Source organism: Rhizobium terricola (genome assembly GCF_012927355.1).
GTDB lineage: Bacteria > Pseudomonadota > Alphaproteobacteria > Rhizobiales > Rhizobiaceae > Allorhizobium > Allorhizobium terricola.
This window is the reverse complement of the sequence record NZ_JABBGK010000004.1, coordinates 36,018-58,117: the sequence shown is the minus strand read 5'-3', so window position 1 is coordinate 58,117 and position 22,100 is coordinate 36,018. Positions and strand designations below refer to the sequence as shown.

General features: G+C 62.4%; 19 protein-coding genes and 1 pseudogene. 8 read left to right on the top strand and 12 right to left on the bottom strand.

Going from position 1 to position 22,100, the window contains the following annotated elements:
• Positions 1-11 precede the first annotated feature (11 nt).
• The gene (glgX, locus tag HHL25_RS17840) at positions 12-2,090 is read right to left on the bottom strand and encodes a glycogen debranching protein GlgX (RefSeq protein ID WP_169594162.1); all 2,079 of its coding nucleotides are present in this window, start codon (positions 2,088-2,090) and stop codon (positions 12-14) included.
• Between the two features lie 160 nt (positions 2,091-2,250).
• On the opposite strand from glgX, the gene HHL25_RS17835 reads away from it, so the two are divergent.
• Entirely contained in the window at positions 2,251-2,439 is a 189-nt protein-coding gene (locus tag HHL25_RS17835; protein ID WP_169594160.1) for a DUF3008 family protein, read from the top strand.
• 40 nt (positions 2,440-2,479) lie between these two features.
• Here the strand turns inward: HHL25_RS17835 and HHL25_RS17830 are convergent, their stop codons facing one another.
• Both HHL25_RS17830 and HHL25_RS17825 read right to left on the bottom strand, forming a co-directional pair.
• Positions 2,480-2,980, bottom strand: coding sequence for an MgtC/SapB family protein (locus tag HHL25_RS17830; RefSeq protein ID WP_169594158.1), 501 nt, complete (start codon positions 2,978-2,980; stop codon positions 2,480-2,482).
• 70 nt (positions 2,981-3,050) lie between these two features.
• On the bottom strand, positions 3,051-3,437 hold the full coding sequence (locus HHL25_RS17825) for a hypothetical protein (protein WP_169594156.1): 387 nt from the start codon (positions 3,435-3,437) through the stop codon (positions 3,051-3,053).
• Positions 3,438-3,598: 161 nt separating this feature from the next.
• Between HHL25_RS17825 and HHL25_RS17820 the strand changes: the two genes are divergently transcribed.
• Entirely contained in the window at positions 3,599-4,042 is a 444-nt protein-coding gene (locus HHL25_RS17820) for a response regulator (protein WP_246701882.1), read from the top strand.
• A 5-nt stretch (positions 4,043-4,047) separates the two neighbouring features.
• Here HHL25_RS17820 and HHL25_RS17815 read toward each other — a convergent pair whose 3' ends face one another.
• Positions 4,048-4,668 carry a riboflavin synthase subunit alpha gene (locus HHL25_RS17815; protein ID WP_169594154.1) on the bottom strand — a complete coding sequence of 207 codons (621 nt, stop codon included), beginning with the start codon at positions 4,666-4,668 and terminating at the stop codon, positions 4,048-4,050.
• Between the two features lie 204 nt (positions 4,669-4,872).
• On the opposite strand from HHL25_RS17815, the pseudogene HHL25_RS17810 reads away from it, so the two are divergent.
• Positions 4,873-5,555 (top strand): annotated as a pseudogene (locus tag HHL25_RS17810) (phosphoribosyltransferase).
• A gap of 120 nt (positions 5,556-5,675) precedes the next feature.
• Positions 5,676-6,599, top strand: coding sequence for a 1-phosphofructokinase family hexose kinase (locus tag HHL25_RS17805; protein ID WP_169594151.1), 924 nt, complete (start codon positions 5,676-5,678; stop codon positions 6,597-6,599).
• A 28-nt stretch (positions 6,600-6,627) separates the two neighbouring features.
• Here the strand turns inward: HHL25_RS17805 and HHL25_RS17800 are convergent, their stop codons facing one another.
• From HHL25_RS17800 to ppsA, 5 genes are all read right to left on the bottom strand, one after another.
• A complete protein-coding gene (locus HHL25_RS17800) occupies positions 6,628-7,737 on the bottom strand; it encodes an ABC transporter ATP-binding protein (protein ID WP_169594149.1) in 1,110 nt (369 codons plus the stop codon).
• A 4-nt stretch (positions 7,738-7,741) separates the two neighbouring features.
• On the bottom strand, positions 7,742-8,635 hold the full coding sequence (locus HHL25_RS17795) for a carbohydrate ABC transporter permease (protein ID WP_169594147.1): 894 nt from the start codon (positions 8,633-8,635) through the stop codon (positions 7,742-7,744).
• Positions 8,632-9,534 (bottom strand): carbohydrate ABC transporter permease, encoded by a 903-nt coding sequence (locus HHL25_RS17790; RefSeq protein ID WP_246701881.1) that lies wholly within the window; start codon positions 9,532-9,534, stop codon positions 8,632-8,634. Before HHL25_RS17790 ends, HHL25_RS17795 begins: the two co-directional genes overlap by 4 nt.
• 113 nt (positions 9,535-9,647) lie before the next feature.
• Positions 9,648-10,886 carry an ABC transporter substrate-binding protein gene (locus tag HHL25_RS17785; RefSeq protein WP_205927912.1) on the bottom strand — a complete coding sequence of 413 codons (1,239 nt, stop codon included), beginning with the start codon at positions 10,884-10,886 and terminating at the stop codon, positions 9,648-9,650.
• A gap of 219 nt (positions 10,887-11,105) precedes the next feature.
• Positions 11,106-13,502, bottom strand: coding sequence for a phosphoenolpyruvate synthase (gene ppsA / locus HHL25_RS17780; protein WP_169594143.1), 2,397 nt, complete (start codon positions 13,500-13,502; stop codon positions 11,106-11,108).
• A gap of 319 nt (positions 13,503-13,821) precedes the next feature.
• On the opposite strand from ppsA, the gene exbB reads away from it, so the two are divergent.
• The 3 genes from exbB to HHL25_RS17765 are packed head-to-tail and all read left to right on the top strand — an operon-like array spanning position 13,822 to position 16,292.
• Complete coding sequence (exbB, locus tag HHL25_RS17775) at positions 13,822-14,880, top strand: tonB-system energizer ExbB (protein ID WP_169594141.1); 1,059 nt, start codon at positions 13,822-13,824, stop codon at positions 14,878-14,880.
• 6 nt (positions 14,881-14,886) lie between these two features.
• Positions 14,887-15,363 (top strand): TonB system transport protein ExbD, encoded by a 477-nt coding sequence (gene exbD / locus HHL25_RS17770; RefSeq protein WP_169594134.1) that lies wholly within the window; start codon positions 14,887-14,889, stop codon positions 15,361-15,363.
• Complete coding sequence (locus tag HHL25_RS17765; protein WP_169594132.1) at positions 15,360-16,292, top strand: energy transducer TonB family protein; 933 nt, start codon at positions 15,360-15,362, stop codon at positions 16,290-16,292. Before exbD ends, HHL25_RS17765 begins: the two co-directional genes overlap by 4 nt.
• An 85-nt stretch (positions 16,293-16,377) precedes the next feature.
• On the opposite strand, the gene HHL25_RS17760 is transcribed toward HHL25_RS17765, so the two are convergent.
• The 3 genes from HHL25_RS17760 to HHL25_RS17750 form a co-directional block, all read right to left on the bottom strand.
• Positions 16,378-17,919 (bottom strand): bifunctional aminoglycoside phosphotransferase/ATP-binding protein, encoded by a 1,542-nt coding sequence (locus HHL25_RS17760; protein WP_169594131.1) that lies wholly within the window; start codon positions 17,917-17,919, stop codon positions 16,378-16,380.
• A 165-nt stretch (positions 17,920-18,084) separates the two neighbouring features.
• On the bottom strand, positions 18,085-19,626 hold the full coding sequence (gene amaB, locus HHL25_RS17755) for an L-piperidine-6-carboxylate dehydrogenase (protein ID WP_169594129.1): 1,542 nt from the start codon (positions 19,624-19,626) through the stop codon (positions 18,085-18,087).
• 63 nt (positions 19,627-19,689) lie between these two features.
• Positions 19,690-20,973: an NAD(P)/FAD-dependent oxidoreductase gene (locus tag HHL25_RS17750; protein WP_169594126.1), complete on the bottom strand. Its 1,284-nt coding sequence runs from the start codon at positions 20,971-20,973 to the stop codon at positions 19,690-19,692.
• Between the two features lie 222 nt (positions 20,974-21,195).
• On the opposite strand from HHL25_RS17750, the gene HHL25_RS17745 reads away from it, so the two are divergent.
• Positions 21,196-22,098 carry a LysR family transcriptional regulator gene (locus tag HHL25_RS17745; RefSeq protein WP_169594124.1) on the top strand — a complete coding sequence of 301 codons (903 nt, stop codon included), beginning with the start codon at positions 21,196-21,198 and terminating at the stop codon, positions 22,096-22,098.
• Positions 22,099-22,100: the final 2 nt, after the last annotated feature.

The window sequence follows — 22,100 nt, the reverse complement described above, 5'->3', positions numbered from 1 at the left end:
CCTGCCGTGATCTAGGTGCGGCGGAACAGGGCGAGGGAGCGGGCCGTGAGAACATATTTGTTCCCTTCGGTCGCAATGTCTCCGTTTCGCGTCGGGTCGCTCGTCATCAGCTCCAGCCGCCAATCGCTGCCGCCGGTCTTCGGAAGATTGAAGCCGATGTCCGCGTCGACCGGGTTGAACAGCAACAACAGTTCGGGCCAGATGCCGTCACGGCCCTCCAGATCGTCGCGCAGCAGCTTCAATGCCAGCGGGTTGCCATCGAGCCAATGCTCGGGCAACTGCGCTCCGCCGTCGACGTTATACCAGTCGATGACCATGCCGTCGCGCCAGTTGGCGCGGCGCAGCAAAGGTTGCTGCTTGCGGAGTTCGATCAGCCTTTTGGTGAATTCGCGCAAGGCGTCGCAACCGGCTGGCAGGTTCTCCCAGTGGAGCCAGCTGATCTCGCTGTCCTGGCAATAGCCGTTGTTGTTGCCCATCTGTGATCGACCGAATTCGTCGCCCGCGAGCAGCATCGGCGTTCCATGGGAGAAGAAGAGCGTCGCGAGGAAGTTGCGCTTCTGCCGCTCGCGCAGCGCATTTATGCCCTCGTCATCGGTCGGGCCTTCGGTGCCGTAGTTGTGGCTTCGATTGCCGTTGTGGCCGTCATTGTTGTCCTCGCCATTGGCCTCGTTGTGCTTCTGGTCATAGGATACTAGGTCGTTCAGGGTGAACCCGTCATGGGCGGTAACGAAGTTGACGCTCGCCCAGGGACGGCGTCCGCGCTGGTCGTAGATGTCGCCGGATCCGAGAAGACGGGCCGCGAAGTCGGGAGCGCAATTGTCGCCGTTCAGCCAATACTCGCGCGTCGAGTCGCGATACTTGTCGTTCCATTCCGCCCAGCCGGGTGGGAAACCACCCACCTGGTAACCTCCCGGACCGATGTCCCAGGGCTCGCCGATCAGCTTGACCCGCGACAGCACGGGATCCTGGGTCACGGCATCAAAGAAACCGCCCCGCTGGTCGAAGCCCTCCGGTTCTCGGCCCAGGATGGTGCCAAGGTCGAAACGAAAACCGTCAACGTGCATTTCCTGCGCCCAGTAACGGAGAGAATCCATCACCATCTGCAGGACGCGGGGATGTGATGTGTTGACCGTATTTCCGGTGCCCGTATCGTTGATGTAGTAGCGATGATTGTCCGGCAACGTCCGGTAGTAGGAGAAATTGTCGATACCCTTGAAGGAAAGGGTCGGGCCGAGTTCGTTGCCTTCGGCGGTGTGGTTGTAAACGACGTCAAGGATCACCTCGATGCCGGCATCGTGAAAGGCGCGAACCATGTCGCGAAAACCTCTGAGGCCCTTGGGGCCGTAATAGCGGCTGGCGGGCGCAAAGAAACCGATCGTGTTATAGCCCCAGTAGTTGCGCAGGCCCTTGTCGAGCAGGTGGCTGTCATCGGGAAAGGCATGGACCGGCAAGAGCTCGACCGACGTGATGCCGAGCTGCTTGATGTAGTCGACGGCAGCCTTGTGGCCAAGTCCCTCGAAGGTACCGCGCAGGTTCTCCGGGACTGCCGGGTTGAGCTGCGTGAACCCCTTCACATGCGTTTCGTAGACGATTGCATCGGCCCAGGCGACGGACGGATTGCCGTCGTATTCCCGGCTTTCCCTGGGATCAATGACGCGGCACTTCGGCATCGCTGCCGCGCTGTCGAGCGTGCTGAATGAAAGATCCTTCTCGACGCTGTCGATGTCGTAGCCGAAATGCGCATTGGACCACGGGATGTCTCCGACAATCTCGCGCGCATAGGGATCAAGCAGCAACTTGTTGGGATTAAAGCGATGACCGTTGGCCGGGTCATAGGGACCATGGACGCGATAGCCGTACAGGGTGCCAGGCTTCACGTCGGGCAAATAGCCGTGCCACACCTCGTTGGTGAATTCGGGGAGTTCTACCCGTGCCACTTCGGATCTACCACTCTCGTCAAAGAGGCAGAGTTCCACGCGTTCTGCATGGGCGGAAAAGAGAGCGAAGTTGGTTCCCTCGCCGTCATGATGTGCACCAAGCGATCGCCAGTCACCGGCTTTCACGTCGATCGTTCTCGTTCTGGCATCCATCGGAAGGGTCCTTGTCGCTTAATGCTGCGCTGCATAAATCCGCGACGGCGACGTTTGTTCCCCTTGTGCTGTTGGACCCCGTCGCAAGCGTCGCGGGAACCAAGGTCGGCGACCGCGAGTTTGGTGTTTCTGCAGCCATAACCCTTTGAAGGAGGTCTCCATGCCCGCAAAATCGAAAGCCCAGCAAAAGGCCGCCGGCGCTGCGCTCGCCGTGAAGCGTGGCGAGGCAGGAAAGAGCGCATTGAAGGGTGCGTCGAAAGAGATGCACGATTCCATGACGGAAAAAGAACTCGAGGAACTCGCCTCCACAAAACGCAAGGGCAAGCCGGAGCACGTGGCGAAGCACTGACGGTTGCGAGGTAAGGAGTGCCCGATCTGGGCCGCCCCACTCACTCGGGGTGAGGACCGGGATCTTCCGCACGGTTGCAGAAACGCGCTTCAACAGCGTGCAAGAGCCAGAGAACAACAAGTGCGAAAGCGGTGGCGAGCAGACTGATCTGCCAGAAGCCAAGACCGGACGACAGGCCGATGGCTCCGGAAAACCAAAGGCCTGCGCCGGTTGTCAGTCCACGCACCTCGCCCTTGGAAAACACGATCAGACCAGCAGCGAGAAAAGCAACGCCCGCCGTGATGGCCTCGATGAGACGAAGAGGGTCGATCCGGGCAGATTCACCCTGAAAGGCGTCGTGATGGGCTATTTCGATGGTCAGGATCGCTACGATCGCGCTCGACAGGCAAACCAGAATATGGGTTCTCAGGCCCGCAGACCGGTTCTTCCGCTCCCGCTCGTAGCCGATCGCTCCTCCACACAGCATCGCGACCAGTAACCTCAGGACGATGACCGTGAGCGGCAACCAGGTTTCGGTGGCAAAATATGGGGCTAACGTCATGGGCAATCCTGCGGGTCTCAGTCAGGAAACGCGCCGGCGGCGACCGGCGCGTTAATTGTAGACGATGCGACTAGTGGGTCTTCCTCGCGCCCGGTGTCGACGAATAGGTCGCCGAGACAGGATCGCTTGCGGGAAATGAGTCCAGCAGTCCTTCGTCGACCTGGGCCTCCAATTCCGCCTCGTCCTGCGCGCGGCGGGCGCTCAGGACTGCATCGGAGATCGCATCCTTGCCTTGGTCGTTTTCCGCCTTGTCGAACGGTTCAACCGCTCCGTCGAAGGATCCGACCTGCAACAGGAGTACCCGTGCCTTCTCCAAGGCATTCTCGCGGGTCAGCTGATCTGAACTTCCCTGCTTCATGCGAACGGAGACGACCTCTCCGCCATCGCCGACGAACTCGACCGTGAAGCCCGGAACGCCGCCCACGTCCTGGTGAACCTGTGTATCAACGATCTGCATGGTCTTTCTCCCATCTTCATGACCGGATGAAAACGCAGCCAATCGATATAGGTTCCAGGCGATACTTCCACGGCATCGGGCAGATGGTGGAAAGAAGGCGAATAGGCCGCATGCGATCGTTCAGAATCTGTTTACCATCATGGATGTGAATTTAGTAAAATATGAACAAAGACGGATGGCGAGCGTTCTCCGGACAAAGGAGATTTGCCATGTTCAAGAACAACCGCAGCATGCCCGCAGATACCGTCCTGATCGTCGAGGATGACGTCTTCATTTCGATGGACGCAGCCGACAGCGTTTCGCGCGTGGGAGTCAACGTGGTCACTGCAGAAACTGTCAGTGACGCGCTCGACATTCTGGAAACGGAAGAGATTTCCGTGGCAATTCTTGACTTCCAGGTGCGGGATGGTGCCGTGACGCCGGTTGTGGACCGGCTTCGGCAGAGGGGTATCCCTTTTCGCATCGTGTCAGGCTCTCCCCTGGCGGAGATCGCCGATAAGGGAATTCCGGCAGGCCTCTGCGCACAGAAGCCGGCCGACTATGTCAAGATCCTGATTTCACTGATCAGCGAAAGGCCGTGGACGGCGTTGCGTCCGAGCCATTGAGATCGTTACTGACGCTTGTCCAGCAGACGGGTCAGCGTTCGTTCCACGACATCCACCATGACCATCGTCTGGTGGTCCACCTCGATGTTCAGCTTGTCGCCGACCGTGTAGCGAGGGAATGTGGTCTGGCGCAGTGTCTCGGGAATGAGGTTGATCTGGAAAACATTGCCTTCGGCTTCGGCGACCGTCAGGCTTGCGCCGTTGACCGCGAGAAAGCCGCGCGGAAAAATGTACTTCGCCCAATCCTCCGGTACGGAAAAGCGGATGTGGGCGCCGGGCATCTCGCTCTTTGAGCCGACGAGCGTCGCGGTGGTCGCGATATGACCTGCGATCGCATGGCCGCCGTTCTCGTCGGTCGGTTTTGCCGACCGTTCGATGTTCACGCCGTCGCCGACCTTGAGGTCCGAAAGATTGGTCCGCGAAAGGGTTGCGTCCATCGCATCGAAGGTCACCGTATTGCCCCGGATGGAGGTTGCCGAAAGGCAGACGCCCTCGACCGAGACGCTGCCGCCGATCTGCAGCCCCTCGACCAGTCGAGCCGGAAACTCGACGTGGAATTCCGTATATCCGTCATGACGGATGATGTCGGTGACCGGGGCCACCGCCTGAACGATACCGGTGTACATGTGTGTTCCTGTGTCCTGGAGGCCTTTTGTGCCCGCCGTGAATTCCATGCAAAGGTAATGTGCAATCGGGCAAAGACAACCGCGAAATCGTAACGGTTCGTCAAGAGTTGCTGAACGAGCCCCCGCTCTGCGTTGCCAAAGCAGCGCCGGCTTGCGATGAACTGGCAACGAAGCGTCCCTGACGCGCGGTGGAAAGGACCTGCGATGCACGCGCATGATTACTGGCAAAGCATTTACCCGCCCGGGAGTTTTGCACGACAGGTCCCTATGGTGCGAGCTATCCGGCGATGCTGGACGACGGCCGGCAGGTTCTGTTGCCGATCCGGGCTCTCGCTGACGGAACCCATGGGATCGCCTCCCTGATCATCAACCAGGCAAGTTTCGGCGTGCTTGACGCGCTCGCGGCCAGCCTCGCCGACAAGCTGCGTCGCGCCGAGCCGGAGGTCATCGTCGGTCTGCCGACACTTGGCCTCACGCTGGCCGCCGCCGTCGCCCAGAAGCTTGGTCACGATCGTTATGTCCCGTTCGGCACGTCGCGCAAGTTCTGGTATATCGATGAGCTCTCCGTGCCGATGAGTTCGATCACGACGCCCCACCAACAGAAGAGGCTCTTTACCGATCCGCGCATGCTCCCGTTGCTCCAGGGGCGTCGCGTCGCTCTGGTCGACGACGTCATGTCCAGTGGAGCATCGATGGTTTCCGGCCTGACGCTGCTGGGAGCGCTCGGCATCAATCCCGTGGCGCTCGGTGCTGCCATGCTGCAGACGGAACGCTGGAAGGAGCAGATTTCAGCCTTGGGCAGTGACTGGCCGGATAGGACGTTCGGCGTCTTTTCGACACCGCTGCTCACCAGGGCCGGAGAGGGCATCTGGCAGGCGGATCGTTGAGCGAAGCCGCCATGAAGGCGACAGGAGACGATTTCCGGCACTTTGCGCCGACGCTTTCTTTCGCTCATCCGCTCTGCAGGCACGTCTTGGATTTGTCATCGGAGGGCGTTAGGTTCCGGCATGTCCAGAATCCTTTGCATTGCCCTCAATCCGGCCATCGATATCTCCAGCGAGGCCGAAACCGTTCGCCATACGCACAAGACGCGTACGCACAACCAGCGCCAGAATCCGGGCGGCGGCGGCATCAATGTCGCGCGTGTCATCGCCGAGCTGGGAGGGCATTGCGAGCTGATCTATTTGTCTGGAGGCGCCACGGGCGAGTTGCTTGAGGCCATGCTTAAGCCTCTGAACATCAGGCAGGTGCCCCTGAAGATCCATGATCCGGTGCGCATTGCCTACAACGTTCGCGAGATTTCCACCAATCTCGAATACCGCTTCGTTCCAGAAGGGCCGCTGGTCAGTGAAGCAGAACTCGCGCCGGTCTTCGATCTCCTCGAAAAGACTCCTGCGGAATACATCATTGCCAGCGGGAGCCTGCCGCGCGGCGTGCCGGAAGACACCTATGCCCGTATGGCCGAGATCGCCGAACGAAAGAATGCCCGCTTTATCCTCGACACGTCTGGCGATGCGCTTCAGACGACCTTGGCGAGCGCCAAGGTCTTCCTGGTCAAGCCGAGCCTTGGCGAGTTGGAGAGCTTTGTTGGACGCAAGGTCGGCCACGAGGATGCAGGCGCTGCCGCTCAGGAAATCATCAGGCGTGGTGTCGCTCAATTTATTGCAGTCACGCTGGGCTCCGACGGCGCAATTCTGGTCGATGCCGAGCGCATTCACCGCGTCCCGGCGATCGAGGTTCCCGTCCAGTCTGCCGTCGGGGCGGGGGACAGTTTCGTCGCGGCGATGGCATGGTCGCTCGCCGAGGGCCACGAGATCGGCGACGCGTTCCGTTTTGGCCTTGCCGCCGGCGCGGCGACGGTCATGACCTCCGGCACTGATCTTTGCCGGCGCGCGGACGTGCTTTCACTTTACGAGACCAACAAGGGCTGATCTTCGCCGGTGCCTGCCTGACCGCAGGCTAGAGCCTGAGGCCAGTCCGGCTGTCGAACAGCTTGGCCTTCGCCATGTTGACCTCGAAGCGGAACATCTCGCCGGGCTTGACGCGCTCCTCGGGTCGGACGCGGGCAATGGCCTCGACGCCGCCAAGCGTGAAGACCAGCATGGTGTCGGGACCGGTCGGCTCCACCACGTCCACCACCCGTTCGATTACGAAGAGGTCGGAGTCGTGTGCTTCATGGGCGCCGACATGGGTTATCGTCTCGGGGCGGAGGCCGAGGTGGATCTCTTCGCCTTCCCGGCCCCGCAACTTTGCCGCCTGTTCCGGCCCCGTCCTGAAGAGGATCGTTCCTTCCTCGTCGCCGACGGCGATCGCGAGCCCGTTCTCGTCCACCACCCGGCCGGTGACGATGTTCATCGAGGGGGATCCCATGAAGCCGGCGACGAAGAGGTCCACCGGGTTTTCGTAGATCTCCTCAGGCGTGCCGAACTGGCGAACGTGGCCGTTGTCCATCACCGCGATGCGCGAGGCCAGCGTCATGGCCTCGATCTGGTCATGGGTCACGTAGATCGTAGTCTTGCCCAGGCGCAGATGAAGCTTCTTTACCTCGGTGCGCATCTCGATGCGCAGCTTGGCATCGAGATTGGAGAGGGGTTCGTCGAACAGGAATACGTCGGGGTTCCTCACGAGTGCGCGGCCCATGGCCACGCGCTGGCGCTGGCCGCCGGACAACTGGCCCGGCTTTCGATCGAGAAGCTGCTCGATATGCAGCAGTTGCGAGACCCCGGACACGGCCTGGTTCTGTTCGCTCTCCGCTATCCCGCGCGTCTGCATGCCGAAGGTAATATTTTCGCGGACCGTCTTGGTCGGGTAGAGCGCGTAGGACTGGAACACCATGGCGATGTTGCGATTCCGCGGCGGCACGTCATTGACCACCTGGTCGCCGATCCGCACCTCACCGCTGGTCAGCGTTTCCAGACCGGCGATGATGTTGAGGAGGGTCGACTTTCCGCAGCCGGACGGGCCGACGAGAACGACGAATTCCCCGTCGTCGATGCTGAGGTCGACACCCTTGATGACTTCCACCGGGCCGAACTTCTTCCAGACCTTGCTGAGTTCCACTCTTGCCATGCGTTCATCCCTTCACCGCGCCGGCGGCCAGGCCGCGGACGAAATATTTGCCGGCCACCACGTAGACCAGAAGCGTCGGCAAGGCGGCGATGATCGCGGCGGCCATGTCGACATTGTATTCCTTCACGCCGGTGGAGGTCGCGACGATGTTGTTGAGCGCGACGGTTACCGGGTTGCTGTCGCCGACCGTGAATGCGACGCCGAACAGGAAGTCATTCCAGATCTGCGTGAATTGCCAGATGACGGTGACGACGATGGTGGGCGGGGCCATCGGAAGAAGGACCCCGAAGAAGATGCCGAAGAAACCGGCTCCGTCGATCTTGGCGGCCTGGACGATGCCGTCCGAGACGGTGACGAAGAAGTTCCGGAAGAAGAGGGTCGTGAAGGCGAGCCCGTAGACGGTGTGCACCAGGATCAGGCCGTAGACGCTGCCCGCGAGACCGAAGTAGCCCAGCATGCGCGCCATGGGCAGCAGGACCACCTGGTAGGGAATGAACGAACCGAAGAGCATGAGGGCAAAGATGATATCGGCGCCGGGGAACCGCCACTTCGTGAGCGCGTAACCGTTGATCGCCCCGAGAAGCGTCGAAATGAACACCGCGGGCAGGACCATCAGCACCGAGTTCATGAAGTAAGGCTGGAGACCCGTGCACCGGACGCCGACGCAGGCCGCGTTCCAAGCCTTTTCCCAGGCTGCGAAGGTCACTTCCTTCGGCAGGCTGATCAGCGAGGAGGTCCGGATTTCCTCCAGGGACTTCAGGGAGGTGGAGATCATGACGAACAGGGGCATCAGATAATAGAGGCAGAACAGCCCGAGTATGGCGAAGAGCAGCAGCCGCAGCAGGCTGTTCTTCAGGCCCTTCGGGCGGACGATGCCGGAGACGGACGTGCTGCTCATCTGGCCGGCCTCCTCAGTTCAGAATAGAGGTAGGGTACGAAGATGGCGGTCACCGTCACCAGCATCATGACGGCGCTTGCCGCTGCCGTTCCCAGTTCGCTCCTCTGGAAGGCGAAGGAGTACATGAAGGTGGCGGGCATGTCGGTGGCATAACCCGGTCCGCCGCCGGTCAGCGCCATGACCAGATCGAAGCTCTTGATCGCCAGATGCGAGAGGATGATGAAGGACGAGAAGAAGACCGGTCGTACGATCGGCAGGATGATGCTCCAATAGGTCCGGAACGGTCCGGCGCCGTCGATGGCTGCTGCCTTGATGATCTCGTCATCGACCGAGCGGAGGCCGGCAAGGAACAGCGCCATCACATAGCCGGAGGATTGCCAGACCCCGGCTATAACGATGGTGTAGATCGCCATGTTCGAGTCGACCAGCCAGTCAAAATTGAAGCCCGGAAATCCGAGATCCTGAACGATCTTCTCGATCCCGAGCGTCGGGTTCAGGATCCACTTCCAGGCGGTGCCGGTGACGATGAAGGAGAGCGCCATCGGATAGAGATAGATGGTGCGGATCACGCCCTCGACACGAATGCGCTGGTCCAGGAGAATGGCCAGCACGAGGCCGATCAGCATGCAGCCGATGATGAACAGGCTGGTGAAAATGAAAAGGTTTTCCAGCGCCACCAGCCAGCGTGGCGTGCTCCAGAGGCGGACATACTGCGCGAAGCCGACAAGCGTGTAGTTCGGCATCACTCCGGACTTGGTGAAGGAGATGTAGACGGTCCAGGCGATGAAGCCGTAGACGAACAGCAGGCTCGTCGCAAAGATCGGGGATACCACGATCTGCGGCAGCCAGCGCTCGACGAAGCGGTCCACGGCCACGCGCCGGCTCTTCGGATTCATCATCAGCCCCCTCCCTCACTTCCTCCCGCATATCACCATCCGGTCCGGCTCTACTTCGTCCGGATCGTTCGGGACCCGGCCGTGAGACCGGATCCCGTTGTCTATGGTCCGTCAGCCTATTGGGCCCGCTTCACAGCCGCGGCGAGAGCCTTGGCCGCGTCGGCCGAGCTCATGTCCGAGTTGAAGAAGTTGGTGACCACATCGAGGAACTCCCCGCGCACGGTCCGGGGCACGGCCATCTCGTGCGCCATTGACGGCACGAAGGTGTTGTTCTTCACGGCCGCAGTCAGGTCTTCGTGGGACTTGAGCGCGCAGCTGTCGAACTTGTCGAGTTTGATGTCGGTTCTTGCCGGGATCGAGCCCTTGGCCAGATTGAAGGTCTCCTGGAACTGGGGCGACATGATCAGGCTGGCCAGCACCTTCTGGCCCTCAACACGGTCGGCGCCTTCGACCTTGAAGAAGGCGAAGCTGTCGGTGTTGAAGCTGTAGCCGTTGCCCGGGGTCGGGGCGCAGAGGAAGTCCTTGCCCGGCACCTTGCCGGCTGCGAGGAATTCGCCCTTGGCCCAGTCGCCCATGATCTGGAAGCCAGCCTCGCCGTTCATGACCATCGCGGTGGCGAGGTTCCAGTCGCGGCCAGAAAAGCCGGGATCGACATAACCGCGCAGTTTGCGAAGCTGGTCGAAGACCTTGATCATCGTCTCGCCAGTCAGTGCCTGTTCGTCGAGTTCGATGAGGGCCTTGCGATAGAAATCCGCTCCCATGCTGAGCACGATGGTTTCAAAGACGGTGGCGTCCTGCCAGGGTTGCCCGCCATGGGCGAGCGGCGTGATGCCTGCGGCCTTCAGCTTGTCGGCGACGGCATTGAACTCGTCCCAAGTCTTCGGCACCTCCGCGCCGACCTTGGCCAGGACCGCCGGATTGATCCACATCCAGTCGATGCGGTGGATGTTGACCGGCGCTGCCACATACTTGCCCTGGTACTTCATGATTTCGGCGAGCGATGGCGGCAGCACACTGTCCCATTTTTCCGCCGAGGCCACGTCTTCGACGTCGGCCAACCCACCCTGTTCGGCCCATTCCTGAATGCCGGGGCCCTTCAGCTGGACGGCCGCCGGCGGGTTGCCGGCCATGACACGGGCGCGCAGGGCCGTCATGGCTGCATCGCCGCCGCCGCCGGCGATCGGCGAATCCTCCCATTTCCCGCCCTGCTTTTCGAAGGCTTCCTTGAGCGTGCCGACGGCCTTTGCCTCGCCGCCGGACGTCCACCAGTGAAGAACCTCCACAGTGCCACCCGCATGGCCCGCGGCCGGCAGCATGAGAAGTGAAACGGCAGTCGCAGTGATGAATGATTTCATGTAACGCATGGCATCCTCCCGAAAATTGCGGGCGTCAAAGCCCGTTCGCCTTATGGCGTTGGAAAAGGCTACTCTGTCTGCGTAGGAAACCCGTGGCCGTTGTTATGCACGCACCGCGGGCATTCAAACAATATCACGATACAAGGCTTTTGCCGGAATGTTTTGACTCGAATCAAACGGTGCGGGCAATTGCCCGCACCGTTTTTCAATCAATAGCGGTCAGCCGCGTCCCGTTTTTGCTTTTTCGGCCTGCGCGACGATCTGTTTCACGGCGATGAAACTGTCGGGGCTGACCGACATGGAGTCGATGCCGCATTCCACGAGGAACTCGGCAAATTCCGGATGATCGCTCGGAGCCTGGCCGCAGAGACCGATCTTGGCACCGGCCTTGTTGGCCTCGGAGATGACCTTTTCGATCATCCATTTGACCGCCTCGTCCTGTTCGTCGAAGAGATCGGCGAGTTCGCCGGAGTCGCGATCGACTCCGAGGGTCAGCTGTGTAAGGTCGTTCGAGCCGATCGAGAAGCCGTCGAAGCGGTCGGCAAACTTGGCCGCCAGGATCACGTTCGAGGGAATTTCGCACATCACGTAGACCTGAAGACCGTTTTCACCGCGCTTGAGACCGTTTTCGGCCATGACGCCAAGCACCTTGTCCGCCTCGCCGACCGAACGGCAGAACGGGATCATCACCACGACATTGGTGAAACCCATTTCGTCTCGCAGGCGCTTGATTGCCTTGCATTCGAGCGCGAAGCCTTCGCGATAGCGAGGCGAGTAGTAACGGGAGGCACCGCGGAAGCCGATCATCGGGTTTTCCTCCGCCGGCTCGAATTCCGCACCGCCGACGAGGCCCGCATATTCGTTGGTCTTGAAGTCGCTCATGCGAATGATGACCGGCTTCGGATGGACGGCCGCGGCAAGGCGCGCCAATCCGCGCGCCAGCTTGTCGACGAAGTAGTCCGGCTTGCTGTCGTAGCCGGCGGTGAGGGCTGCGATCTCCGCCCTGGCCTCCTCGTCCTTGAGCTTGTCGAAGTGGACAAGGGCCATCGGGTGAACGCGGATCGCGTTCGATACGACAAACTCCATGCGGGCAAGACCGATGCCGTCGGCCGGCATGCGCCACCAACGGAAGGCAGAACCGGGGTTGGCGAGGTTCAACATCACCTTGGTTCGGGTTTCCGGGAGATCGGTGACGTCCAGTTCCTCCACGGAGTAGTCGGCGATGCCTTCGTAGACGAAGCCTTCGTCGCCTTCGGCGCAGGAGATCGTCACATCCTGGCCCGTGTGCAGGATTTCGGTCGCATTGCCCGTCCCGACGACTGCGGGGAGCCCCAGTTCACGGCTGACGATCGCGGCATGCGAGGTTCGCCCGCCATGATCTGTCACGATCGCAGCGGCACGCTTCATGATCGGCACCCAGTCCGGGTCGGTGGTCTGGGTGACCAGGATGGAGCCGTCGATGAACCGGTCGATGTCCCTGGCGGTCTCGATCAGGCAGACCTGACCGCTGGCGACCGCGTCGCCGATCGACAGGCCCTTGGTCAGCACCTTGCCCTTGTTGCCGATTGTATAAGTCTTGAAGGCGCCGGCGCCGCGGCGTGCCTGGACCGTCTCTGGACGGGCCTGCACGATGTACATATCTCCGGTCTTGCCGTCGCGTGCCCATTCCATGTCCATCGGGCAGCCGTAATGCGTTTCGATCGTCGCGGCCCAGCGGGCGAGTTCGACGATTTCCGGATCACTTAAGACCCAGGCGGCGCGTTCGGCCTTGGAGGTCGGCACGTTGCGGGTCGGCTTTTCCCCGACCGCATAGATCATCTTGATGTCCTTGGCGCCCTTCTTCTTCTCGATGATCGGCGTCAGCTTGGGATCTCCCAGCAGGGGCTTGAAGACCTGATACTCGTCGGGGTCGACTGCGCCCTGAACGACATTCTCGCCGAGCCCCCAGGCGGCGTTGATGAGGACGACCTTGTCGAAGCCCGTCTCGGTGTCGATCGAGAACATGACGCCCGACCCGCCGATATCCGAACGCACCATCTGCTGCACGCCGATCGAAAGCGCCACCTTCATGTGGTCGAAGCCCTTGGCCTTGCGGTAGCTGATGGCGCGATCGGTGAAGAGAGATGCGTAGCAGCGGCGGCAGGCGTCGATCAGTGCGGTTTCGCCCTTGATGTTCAGGAAGGTCTCCTGCTGGCCGGCGAAGCTCGCGTCGGGCAGGTCTTCTGCCGTTGCGCTCGACCGCACGGCGACCTCCACCTCGTCCACGCCCGCCCGTTTCGACAGTTCGCGATAGGCGGCGCGGATCGCAGTCTCGATTTCGGCGGGCCAGTCGCCCTTCAGGAAGATGTTGCGGATCGCCTGACCTGTTTCGGCAAGGGTCGCCTTGCCTGCTTCCCAGTCCGCGATGAAGGCCGTCATGCGATCTGTGAGGCTGTTGGCACCGACGTAGTGCCAGTAGGCGTCGGCAGTCGTCGCGAAGCCCGGTGGCACACGAATGCCCTTCGCGGCGAGGGTCTGCACCATTTCTCCGAGCGAGGCGTTCTTGCCGCCCACGCGGGGAACGTCATGGCGCCCCAGGGTTTCGAACCATGCGATGGATTCAGCGACTTTGGACATGAAGACTCTCCCTGGTTGCGTTCTTAAATGACGGTCTGGCGCGAAGGGCTTGGTTGCACCTCTATGTTGTCAACGATAACCACCGCGCGATTGCAGTGCTTTGACAATGATCAAGGCATGCTGCGCTGTGAAGCCGCAAGCGCAGTCGCCCGAAAAAAGATGCGAATTCCAATCAAGTTTTTTCGCGGAGTGTCGGCTTATTACTTGTCAATCAAACTCAAGTTTATTATCGAAGAAGCGATGGGGCGGATCGTCGGCGTGCCGCCGTGCGGTCAATGTCCTGTGTCTCAATGTTTTTTGCCGTAAAAGGAGCTCCCCAATGTTTCCTCGTCATTCGGGACCTTCGACCGTGGCCTTGGCCCTCGGCGGACTTCTCGCCCTCACATCCGGCGCGGCATTGGCGCAGGATGCGGCACCGGTTGCACCTGCAGCTCTGCAGACGGCGCCTGCCGATCCGATCGTCGTCCAGCCGCAATCTCCGGCGGTAGCGTCCGGCTCCGAAGCCGCGGCTCCGGTTCAATCCCCGCCTACAAGCGATGGCGGGTCGCAGGCCGCACAGCCGTCTTCGGTCGGCACTGTCGCGCCGAGTGCGCCCGATGCCGTCAATTCTGCGGTTCAGATCGACACTCCCGAAAGCACGGACGTCACCCGCGAGGACCTGCCGCACAACCTGTCACCGCTCGGCATGTTCATGGCGGCCGACTGGGTGGTCAAGTCGGTGATGATCGCTCTTGCCTTTGCCTCGCTCGTCACCTGGACTGTCTGGCTTGCCAAGACCTTGCAGCTGACCGGTGCAAGGTTCCGGGCGTTCCGCGGGCTGAAGGCCATTGCCGCCGCGCCGACGCTCGCGCATGCGCTTTCGCACATGGAGGGACGCGGTGGCGTGGTCGCCGCGATGATCCGCGCCGCGAGCGAGGAGATCCGCCTGTCAGACGCCGCGATCGACCATGCCGGCGGAGACGGTGTGAAGGAGCGTGTCGCGTCGGGACTCGCCCGGATCGAGGTGCGCGCCGGACGGCAGATTTCCAAGGGTACGGGCGTGCTGGCCACGATCGGTTCGACGGCTCCCTTCGTCGGCCTGTTCGGTACCGTCTGGGGCATCATGAATTCGTTCATCGGCATATCGGAATCGCAGACGACCAATCTCGCCGTCGTGGCACCGGGCATCGCCGAAGCCCTGCTGGCGACCGCGATCGGCCTGGTCGCCGCCATTCCGGCGGTCATCATCTACAATGTCTTCGCCCGCTCCGTGACCGGCTATCGCCAACTGCTGGCCGATGCCGCCGCCGGTATCGAGCGGCTGGTGAGCCGCGACCTCGACTATCGCCGGGTGCCGCGCGACGCGCAGGGCGTCCTTCAGCCGATCGCTGCGGAGTAACCCACCATGGCCGGCGGCATTCGCGAAAACCACTCAGGCGACGAACTCGCGGAAAACCACGAGATCAACGTCACGCCCTTCATCGACGTCATGCTGGTGCTGCTGATCATCTTCATGGTCGCGGCGCCGCTCGCGACCGTCGATGTCAGCGTCGACCTGCCGGCTTCCACCGCAAAGCCTGCCGAGCGGCCGGAAGAGCCGGTCTATGTGACTCTGAAGGAAGACATGAGCCTGTCGCTCGGCAACGAGACGGTGGCACGGGAAGCGCTTGCAGCCGATCTCGACAGCTTGACCAAGGGCAACAAGGAAGCCCGCATCTTCCTGCGCGCCGACAAGGCCGTAGACTACGGCGCCTTCATGGAGGTGATGAACTTGTTGCGGGATGCCGGTTACCTGAAGATCGCGCTGGTCGGTCTGGAGACACTGCCTTCTGCCCCGTCTTCGGCCAATTCCCCGGCCTCGAGCGAAGGGGCGGTGCAATGAGCGTTCATCTTTCCCAGAAGTCGCGTTTCCGGACCGGCGGGGAGCTGCTGCTCTGGACGAGCGCTGCCCTTTGCGTTGCAGCCGTCCATGCGGGCGCCGTCGCACTGTTGCTTCAGCAGCCCGAAATCGAGCTGGCCGACGCGGCGCCGCCGGCTGCGATCATGATCGAACTTGCGCCCGAACCCGAAGCCGCAGCCGTCGAGGAGGAGCAGATCGTTCCCGACACGGTCGATGCCGAGGAAATCAAGACCGCCTCACACGAGCCTGCTCCGGTGCCGGTCAAGGAGACGCCACCCGAGCCCATGCCTCAGCCCCTGCCGGAGCCTCCGGTGGAAGAGGTGGCGGAAGCCCTTCCTGAACCGGTGATCGAGCCACGGCCGTTGCCTGAGCCTTTGCCGGAACCGGTTGAGGAGCTCGATCCGATCGAGCAGCTGGTGATGGCCCAGCTCGAGAATGTCGCCGTGCCGATCCCGGTCATGCGACCGCCTCTGCCGAAGCCGGTCGAGGAAAAGCCCAAGAAACAGCCGGAGAAGAAGAAGGCGTCGAAACCCAAGGCCCCGGCGCCGCCGGCTTCTAAGGCCGCACTGCAAGCCAAGGCCGAAGTCAAGCAGTCCAATCGGACCGCTGCACAGCAGACGACCAGCGGCAGCGGCAGCAATGTGTCGCCGGCCAAGTGGCGGGACCGGGTGCGGGCGCATATCGCGCGCCGTGCCAAGTCCCTGTCGAGGACCATCGCGGAGACGTCGATGGTTCAGCTGCACATCACCTTCGACAAGTCAGGCAATGTCCTTTCGGTGTCGGCGAGGAGTTCGTCCGGCGATGCCTCGCTCGATCAGGTCGCGGCGGCCATGGTCCGGCGTTCCTCGCCACTGCCGGCGCCACCGGCTGGCGTTCCGAATTATCTGTCCCTGCCGGTCCGGTTCAAGTGAGCCGGGGTGGCGGACTTCGGTAGGCTCCGGCCAGGATGTCCGAGGCCTCGGAGCCAAGGAGTGATGCTTCGTTCTCTTCCGTCGCTCAGCGGTCTGCCACCGCTGGTGAGCCGATCAGCCGCAGCGCTGCCTCCCTCAAGGCTTCGAGGGAGCTGGTGGACGCAAGCCGGCTCCAGGTGATCTCACCAAGGTCTTTGGCGAGTTGACGTTCAAGGACGTCGGTTGTTGCATCGGATTGCCCCTGGGGACGGGCCGCCACTCTGGCCTTCAGGGTCGCTGGATCTGCTTCCAGCCATATACCCGTGAAGGGAATGCCGAGCTCGACCGCGACAGCCTCGATCATGGCGCGATCTTCAGGGCGGTCGAACACGGCATCGACGAGAGCTGTGCCTCCGCCGGCGACCACGATCCGGGCGCGGTCTGCCATTTCGTCATAGACCCTGCGCGACACCTCGGGCCGGTATGCGTCCAGCGGCAGGCGCTCGCCGGGGGCGACCTGGAACATCGCCTTGCGCAGTCGGTCGCTTTCGAGAAGCCTTGCTCCGGGCGCCTTGCCGATAAGCGGGGCGAGGGAGTCCGCGAGCGTGGATTTTCCTGACCCGCTCAATCCACCGATCGCCACCAGCCTCGGTTGACCGTTACCCAGAAGTTCGGCCGCGAAGTCGAAATAGCCCTTCCCACTTCCCAGGAGATCCTGGTCGGGTTTGCCGGACTCTTCGATCTGGGTCGCGGTCACATGCGCGCGTACCGCGGCCCTGACGGCCATGAAGAAGGGCAGCAAGGCAAAGCCGCCGTCATCTCCGGTGATGTCTAGATAACGGTTCATCACGACATTGGCGAAGGGCGGGAAGCCGCGATGCCAGAGATCCATGAGCAGAAAGGCCAGATCGTAAAGTACGTCGACGGTCGCGATCTGATCGTTGAAGTCGATGCAATCGAACATGCGCGGCCCGGCGGGGCTCATGAAGAGGTTTCGCAGGTGCAGGTCGCCATGGCAGAGGCGTATCATGCCGCCTGCCTCGCGGCGATCCATCAGAGCGATGCGCTCTTGCCAGGCCCGACGGAACGCGCCGGTGAGCCTTTCGACGTCTTCGTCCGCAAAGACGTGACTCGTGGCAAAGCCTGCCTCGTTGATGTCGAGGACGTCGCCCATGTTTGCCGAGCCGCTGCCGGCGTGGACAACCGGCGCCGTCGCATGGACGGCCGCGATCATACGTGCGGTCTCTTCCATCAGCGGGATGTCCAGCTTGCCTTCGGCAGCCATCCGGTCGAACAGGTCATGCTGGGCGAAGCGGGTCATCTCGACCACGACGTCAAGCGGCTCGCCTTCTCCGTCAAAAACCAGGCTGCCGTCGGCCTCGCGCGTGATGCGGCGGATGCCGAGATAGAGATCCGGCGTTGCACGCCCGTTCAGCTCGACTTCACGAAGGCAATAGTGGAGGCGCAGGTCATAGGTCGAGAAATCCACGTAAGGCAACTTGACCGCGCGTTTGAGCTTGAAGGCCCGACCGTCGATCAGGAAAACCAGCGAGATGTGCGTCTCGATGATCTTGACGTCGCCCGTCTCGCCATAGCTCGCGGCGCTGCTCAGGAAAGCCGTAGCCGCGGTCTGGTCGTGAATGTCCATTCGCCCTCCAGCGGGTGCTGCTTTCACGGCCGCACCTTCGCCGATTCCTCCGGCGAAGGCCAGAGCGACGGATCGAACCTTGGTCTTAGAGGTCAGCGGACATGACCAAAAGAAAACCGCGCGGTTCGTCGAACCGCGCGGCTTCATTCATCGATAGAAAGGCGATCAGCCCACGTCGAACTTGACGCCCTGGGCGAGCGGGAGCGTCTTGCCGAAGTTGATCGTGTTGGTCGCGCGGCGCATGTAAGCCTTCCAGGCGTCGGAGCCGGATTCGCGGCCACCGCCGGTTTCCTTTTCGCCACCGAAGGCGCCGCCGATTTCGGCACCCGACGGGCCGATGTTGACGTTGGCAATGCCGCAATCCGAGCCGCGGTCCGACACGAAGGCTTCCGCTTCGCGCAGGTCGTTGGTGAAGATCGAGGACGACAGGCCCTGCGGAACGTCGTTGTTCAGTGCCAGCGCGTCATCGAATTCCTTGTACTTGATGACGTACAGGATCGGCGCGAAGGTTTCCTCGATAACCGGGCCGGTCTGGCTCGGCATTTCGACGAGGGCGGGACGGACATAGTAGGCGTCCGAAGCTTCGCCTGCATTCACGCGGTCGCCGCCGGAAACCTTGCCGCCGGCTGCCTTTGCTGCCTCCAGCGCATGCTGCATGCGGTCGAACGCACCCTTGTCGACCAGCGGGCCGATCAGCGTGCCGGTTTCGAGCGGGTTGCCGATCGTGACCGAACCATAGGCCTTGATCAGGCGCGGCACGAGGGTGTCGTAGACGCTCTCATGCACAAAGAGGCGGCGCAGCGAAGTGCAGCGCTGACCGGCGGTGCCCATGGCGGCGAAGGCGACGCCGCGCAGCGTCAGGTCGAGGTCGGCGGTCGGGCAGACGATCGCGGCGTTGTTGCCGCCGAGTTCGAGGATCGAGCGACCGAAGCGGTTGGCGACGCGCGGACCGACGGCGCGACCCATGGCTGTGGAGCCGGTGGCCGAGATCAGCGGGACCTTCGGGTTGTCGACGAGGATTTCGCCGATATCACGGCCGCCGATCAGCAGAGTCGAGAGATTGGCCGGAGCCTTGCCGCCATCGGCGACGTAGCGCTTGACGGCCTTCTCGAAGATAGCCTGGGTGGCGATGGCGGTGAGCGGGGTCTTTTCCGACGGCTTCCAGATCGTGGAGTTGCCGCAGACCAATGCGAGCGCCGAGTTCCACGACCATACGGCGACCGGGAAGTTGAAGGCGGAGATGATACCGGTCACGCCGAGCGGGTGCCAGGTTTCCATCATGCGGTGCTCGGAGCGCTCGGTGGCGATCGTCAGGCCGTAGAGCTGGCGCGACAGGCCGACGGCGAAGTCGCAGATGTCGATCATTTCCTGAACCTCGCCGAGGCCCTCGGAGGTGATCTTGCCAACTTCGATCGAAACCAGGCGGCCGAGGTCGTCCTTGGCGGCGCGCAGTTCCTCGCCGAGAAGGCGGATCAGTTCGCCACGCTTCGGCGCCGGAACCAGACGCCATTCGAGGAAGGCCTTGTGGGCGGCTTCGATGGCAGCCTTCGTGTCGGCGGCGCTGATCTCGGCGACGGCGGCGATCTTCTCGCCGTTGATCGGCGAGCGTACGGCGAGCGTGCCGCCGGAAAGGCTGGCGGCCGGGACGCCGAGGCGGCCCATGATGGCGGCCACTTCGGCCGAGAAGTTGAGGTTGGCAAGGGTCATGGTGTTCCTTCCAGTGATATCGGGTGTTCCGTTATGGGGTGTCTGGCGTGTCGTGCTTCCGGTTCAGAAGCGCGCGCCGGCGAAATGGGCGATCTGGGCGCCGGCCTCGTAATAGGCGCCCTTCAGATTACGAAGCGGGGCTTCGACGACGTCCCGGACGGGCAGCGGCAGATCCGCTTCGCCAAGTTCGCCAAGAATATGTCGGGCCAGTGTCTTACCGAAAACGGTGCCCGGCGCAATGCCGCGGCCGTTATAGCCCGAGAAGCCCACGACATTCGGTCCGAACTTGTGGAAACGCGGAATGGCATCGTCGGTCATGCCGATGCGGCCATACCATTCGGTCTCGAATTCCACGTCGCCGAGCTCGGGGAAGAGCTTCTTCAGGGCCCGCTTGGCCCAGGCGCGGTGGATCGGCAGGCCGGTGTTGCGCAGCGCACCGCAGCTGCCGAACACGAGGCGGCCGGCCTTGTCCATGCGGAACGAGGACAGGACCTCCTTGGTGTCCCAGCAGCCTTCGCGTCCCGGCAAAATCTTCTTCAACAGGTCGGCCGGGAGCGGCTTGGTCGCAAAGTTGAAGTACGGCAGGAGAACCTGCTCCTTGCGGACGGCCTCCCACGGGCCGGTGGAATAGTATTCGGAGGCCACGACGATCCAGTCGGCCGACACCGACCCGCCCGCCGTCTTCACCACCCAGCGGCTTCCATCACGCTCGGTCGAAACCGCAGCGCTGCCGGTGTGGATTTTCGCGCCCGCGGCGATTGCCGCCTTGGCGAGCCCCCGAACGTAAGCCAGCGGCTGGAGCGTGCCGGCGCGCATGTCGAGCAACGAGCCGGCATAGGCAGTGGTGCCGATGCGCTTCGCCGTTTCTTCGGCCGACAGGATGCGGACATCCGCGCCACGCGCCGCCCACTGGCTGCAACGTTCCTTGATTTCCTTGAGACCGGCTTCGCCGACGGCGCAATGCAGCGTGCCGTTCTTTTCGATCTCGCAGGCAATGTCATGTTTCTCGACCAGTGCGCGCACCAGGAGCGGCGCGTTGCCGAGCAGGTCCAGGACGCGTTCGCCGTAGACCGGTCCGAGAACGCCGGGGATCTCGGAGGGCATAACCCACATGCCGCCGTTGATCAGGCCGACATTGCGGCCAGCGCCGCCGAAACCGATCTCGGTGGCCTCGAGAACGACGACCCTGGTGCCAGCTTCGGCCAGATGAAGTGCCGCCGAGATACCCGTATAGCCGCCGCCGACGATGACGACGTCTGCATCGACGCGACCGGAAAGCGGCGGTGTCACGGGAGCGGCGGGAGCGGTCTTTTCCCACAGGCCGTGGGAGCGATTGTCGTTCAGCATGATGTCTTCCTCAGGAGCGGCCGGGGGTAGCCGTAAAAGACGCGTTCGTCCGGCGGGTCGCGCGGCCTTCCGGTCTCCCTGGGGCGCACCCCGCGAAGGGGGCAACGAAGGGACGCCGTTTTCGCGCGTCATTCCGAAACGTAAAGTCTTGCGAAATCTAGAAGACGAAACTAACCCATTCCAACGATAATTTCTCAAGAGTTCATTCCGTCGAGGTATAACATGCTGCCGGCCCGGCGTTTCCTTCCCTCCCTGTCGCTGCTGGCCGCCTTTGAGGCTGCGGCGCGAACCGGCAGCATTACGGCAGCGGCACGCGAGCTCGATCTGACCCAGAGTGCCGTCAGCCGGCAGATCAAGGCGCTCGAGGATCAGCTTGGTGTGGAGCTGTTCCTGCGCGAACGCCAGACGATCCGCCTGACGGTCGCGGGCGATGGCTATGCCCGCGAGATCCGCGAAGCGCTCCGGCGTATTTCGAGCGCCTCGCTCAACCTTAGGGCCAATCCGCATGGCGGAACGCTCAACCTGGCGATCCTGCCGACCTTCGGCGCGCGGTGGCTCGCCCCGAGGCTGAACAACTTCCTTTCCGCCAATCCAGGCATTACGATCAACATGATCACGCGCCTGTCACCTTTCGACTTCCGGCTCGACACGATCGATGCGGCAATCCATTTTGGCGAGCCGGCCTGGCCGGGTGCCGAACTCACTCTACTGCGCGGGGAGACGACCATTCCGGTCTGCAGCCCGGAATTCAAGCGGGCTCACAAGCTCGAAGAGCCGGCCGACATTCTCGGCGTCCCGCTTCTGCACCTGACGACGCGGCCTGATGCCTGGGAACGCTGGCTATCGGCGAACGGGGTCTCGTTCGAGACCGTTCACGGCATGCTGTTCGACCAGTTTGCCACCGCATCCCAGGCCGCGATCGGTGGCCTCGGCGTCGCGCTTCTGCCCGTATTCCTGTTTCGTGATGAGCTCGAACGCGGCGATCTGGTTCCCGCGGTCAATCGCGAGATAGAGAGCCGGGAGCATTATTACCTGGCCTATACCCGGGAACGCGCCAGCTATCCGCCTCTCGTGGCGTTTCGTGACTGGATCCTCAAGGAAGCGGCTGCCGAGCAGTCGGCCTAGCT

What these genes read in the sequence shown, in the direction of transcription:
- HHL25_RS17765 (WP_169594132.1), top strand. Translation starts at nt 15,360, where the DNA reads ATGAGCGTTCATCTTTCCCAGAAGTCGCGTTTCCGGACCGGCGGGGAG.
- HHL25_RS17815 (WP_169594154.1), bottom strand. Translation starts at nt 4,668, where the DNA reads ATGTACACCGGTATCGTTCAGGCGGTGGCCCCGGTCACCGACATCATC.
- HHL25_RS17745 (WP_169594124.1), top strand. Translation starts at nt 21,196, where the DNA reads ATGCTGCCGGCCCGGCGTTTCCTTCCCTCCCTGTCGCTGCTGGCCGCC.
- exbB (WP_169594141.1), top strand. Translation starts at nt 13,822, where the DNA reads ATGTTTCCTCGTCATTCGGGACCTTCGACCGTGGCCTTGGCCCTCGGC.
- HHL25_RS17825 (WP_169594156.1), bottom strand. Translation starts at nt 3,437, where the DNA reads ATGCAGATCGTTGATACACAGGTTCACCAGGACGTGGGCGGCGTTCCG.
- HHL25_RS17805 (WP_169594151.1), top strand. Translation starts at nt 5,676, where the DNA reads ATGTCCAGAATCCTTTGCATTGCCCTCAATCCGGCCATCGATATCTCC.
- ppsA (WP_169594143.1), bottom strand. Translation starts at nt 13,502, where the DNA reads ATGTCCAAAGTCGCTGAATCCATCGCATGGTTCGAAACCCTGGGGCGC.
- HHL25_RS17820 (WP_246701882.1), top strand. Translation starts at nt 3,599, where the DNA reads ATGAACAAAGACGGATGGCGAGCGTTCTCCGGACAAAGGAGATTTGCC.
- glgX (WP_169594162.1), bottom strand. Translation starts at nt 2,090, where the DNA reads ATGGATGCCAGAACGAGAACGATCGACGTGAAAGCCGGTGACTGGCGA.
- exbD (WP_169594134.1), top strand. Translation starts at nt 14,887, where the DNA reads ATGGCCGGCGGCATTCGCGAAAACCACTCAGGCGACGAACTCGCGGAA.
- HHL25_RS17750 (WP_169594126.1), bottom strand. Translation starts at nt 20,973, where the DNA reads ATGCTGAACGACAATCGCTCCCACGGCCTGTGGGAAAAGACCGCTCCC.
- HHL25_RS17830 (WP_169594158.1), bottom strand. Translation starts at nt 2,980, where the DNA reads ATGACGTTAGCCCCATATTTTGCCACCGAAACCTGGTTGCCGCTCACG.
- HHL25_RS17785 (WP_205927912.1), bottom strand. Translation starts at nt 10,886, where the DNA reads ATGAAATCATTCATCACTGCGACTGCCGTTTCACTTCTCATGCTGCCG.
- HHL25_RS17800 (WP_169594149.1), bottom strand. Translation starts at nt 7,737, where the DNA reads ATGGCAAGAGTGGAACTCAGCAAGGTCTGGAAGAAGTTCGGCCCGGTG.
- HHL25_RS17795 (WP_169594147.1), bottom strand. Translation starts at nt 8,635, where the DNA reads ATGAGCAGCACGTCCGTCTCCGGCATCGTCCGCCCGAAGGGCCTGAAG.
- HHL25_RS17790 (WP_246701881.1), bottom strand. Translation starts at nt 9,534, where the DNA reads ATGATGAATCCGAAGAGCCGGCGCGTGGCCGTGGACCGCTTCGTCGAG.
- HHL25_RS17760 (WP_169594131.1), bottom strand. Translation starts at nt 17,919, where the DNA reads ATGGACATTCACGACCAGACCGCGGCTACGGCTTTCCTGAGCAGCGCC.
- HHL25_RS17835 (WP_169594160.1), top strand. Translation starts at nt 2,251, where the DNA reads ATGCCCGCAAAATCGAAAGCCCAGCAAAAGGCCGCCGGCGCTGCGCTC.
- amaB (WP_169594129.1), bottom strand. Translation starts at nt 19,626, where the DNA reads ATGACCCTTGCCAACCTCAACTTCTCGGCCGAAGTGGCCGCCATCATG.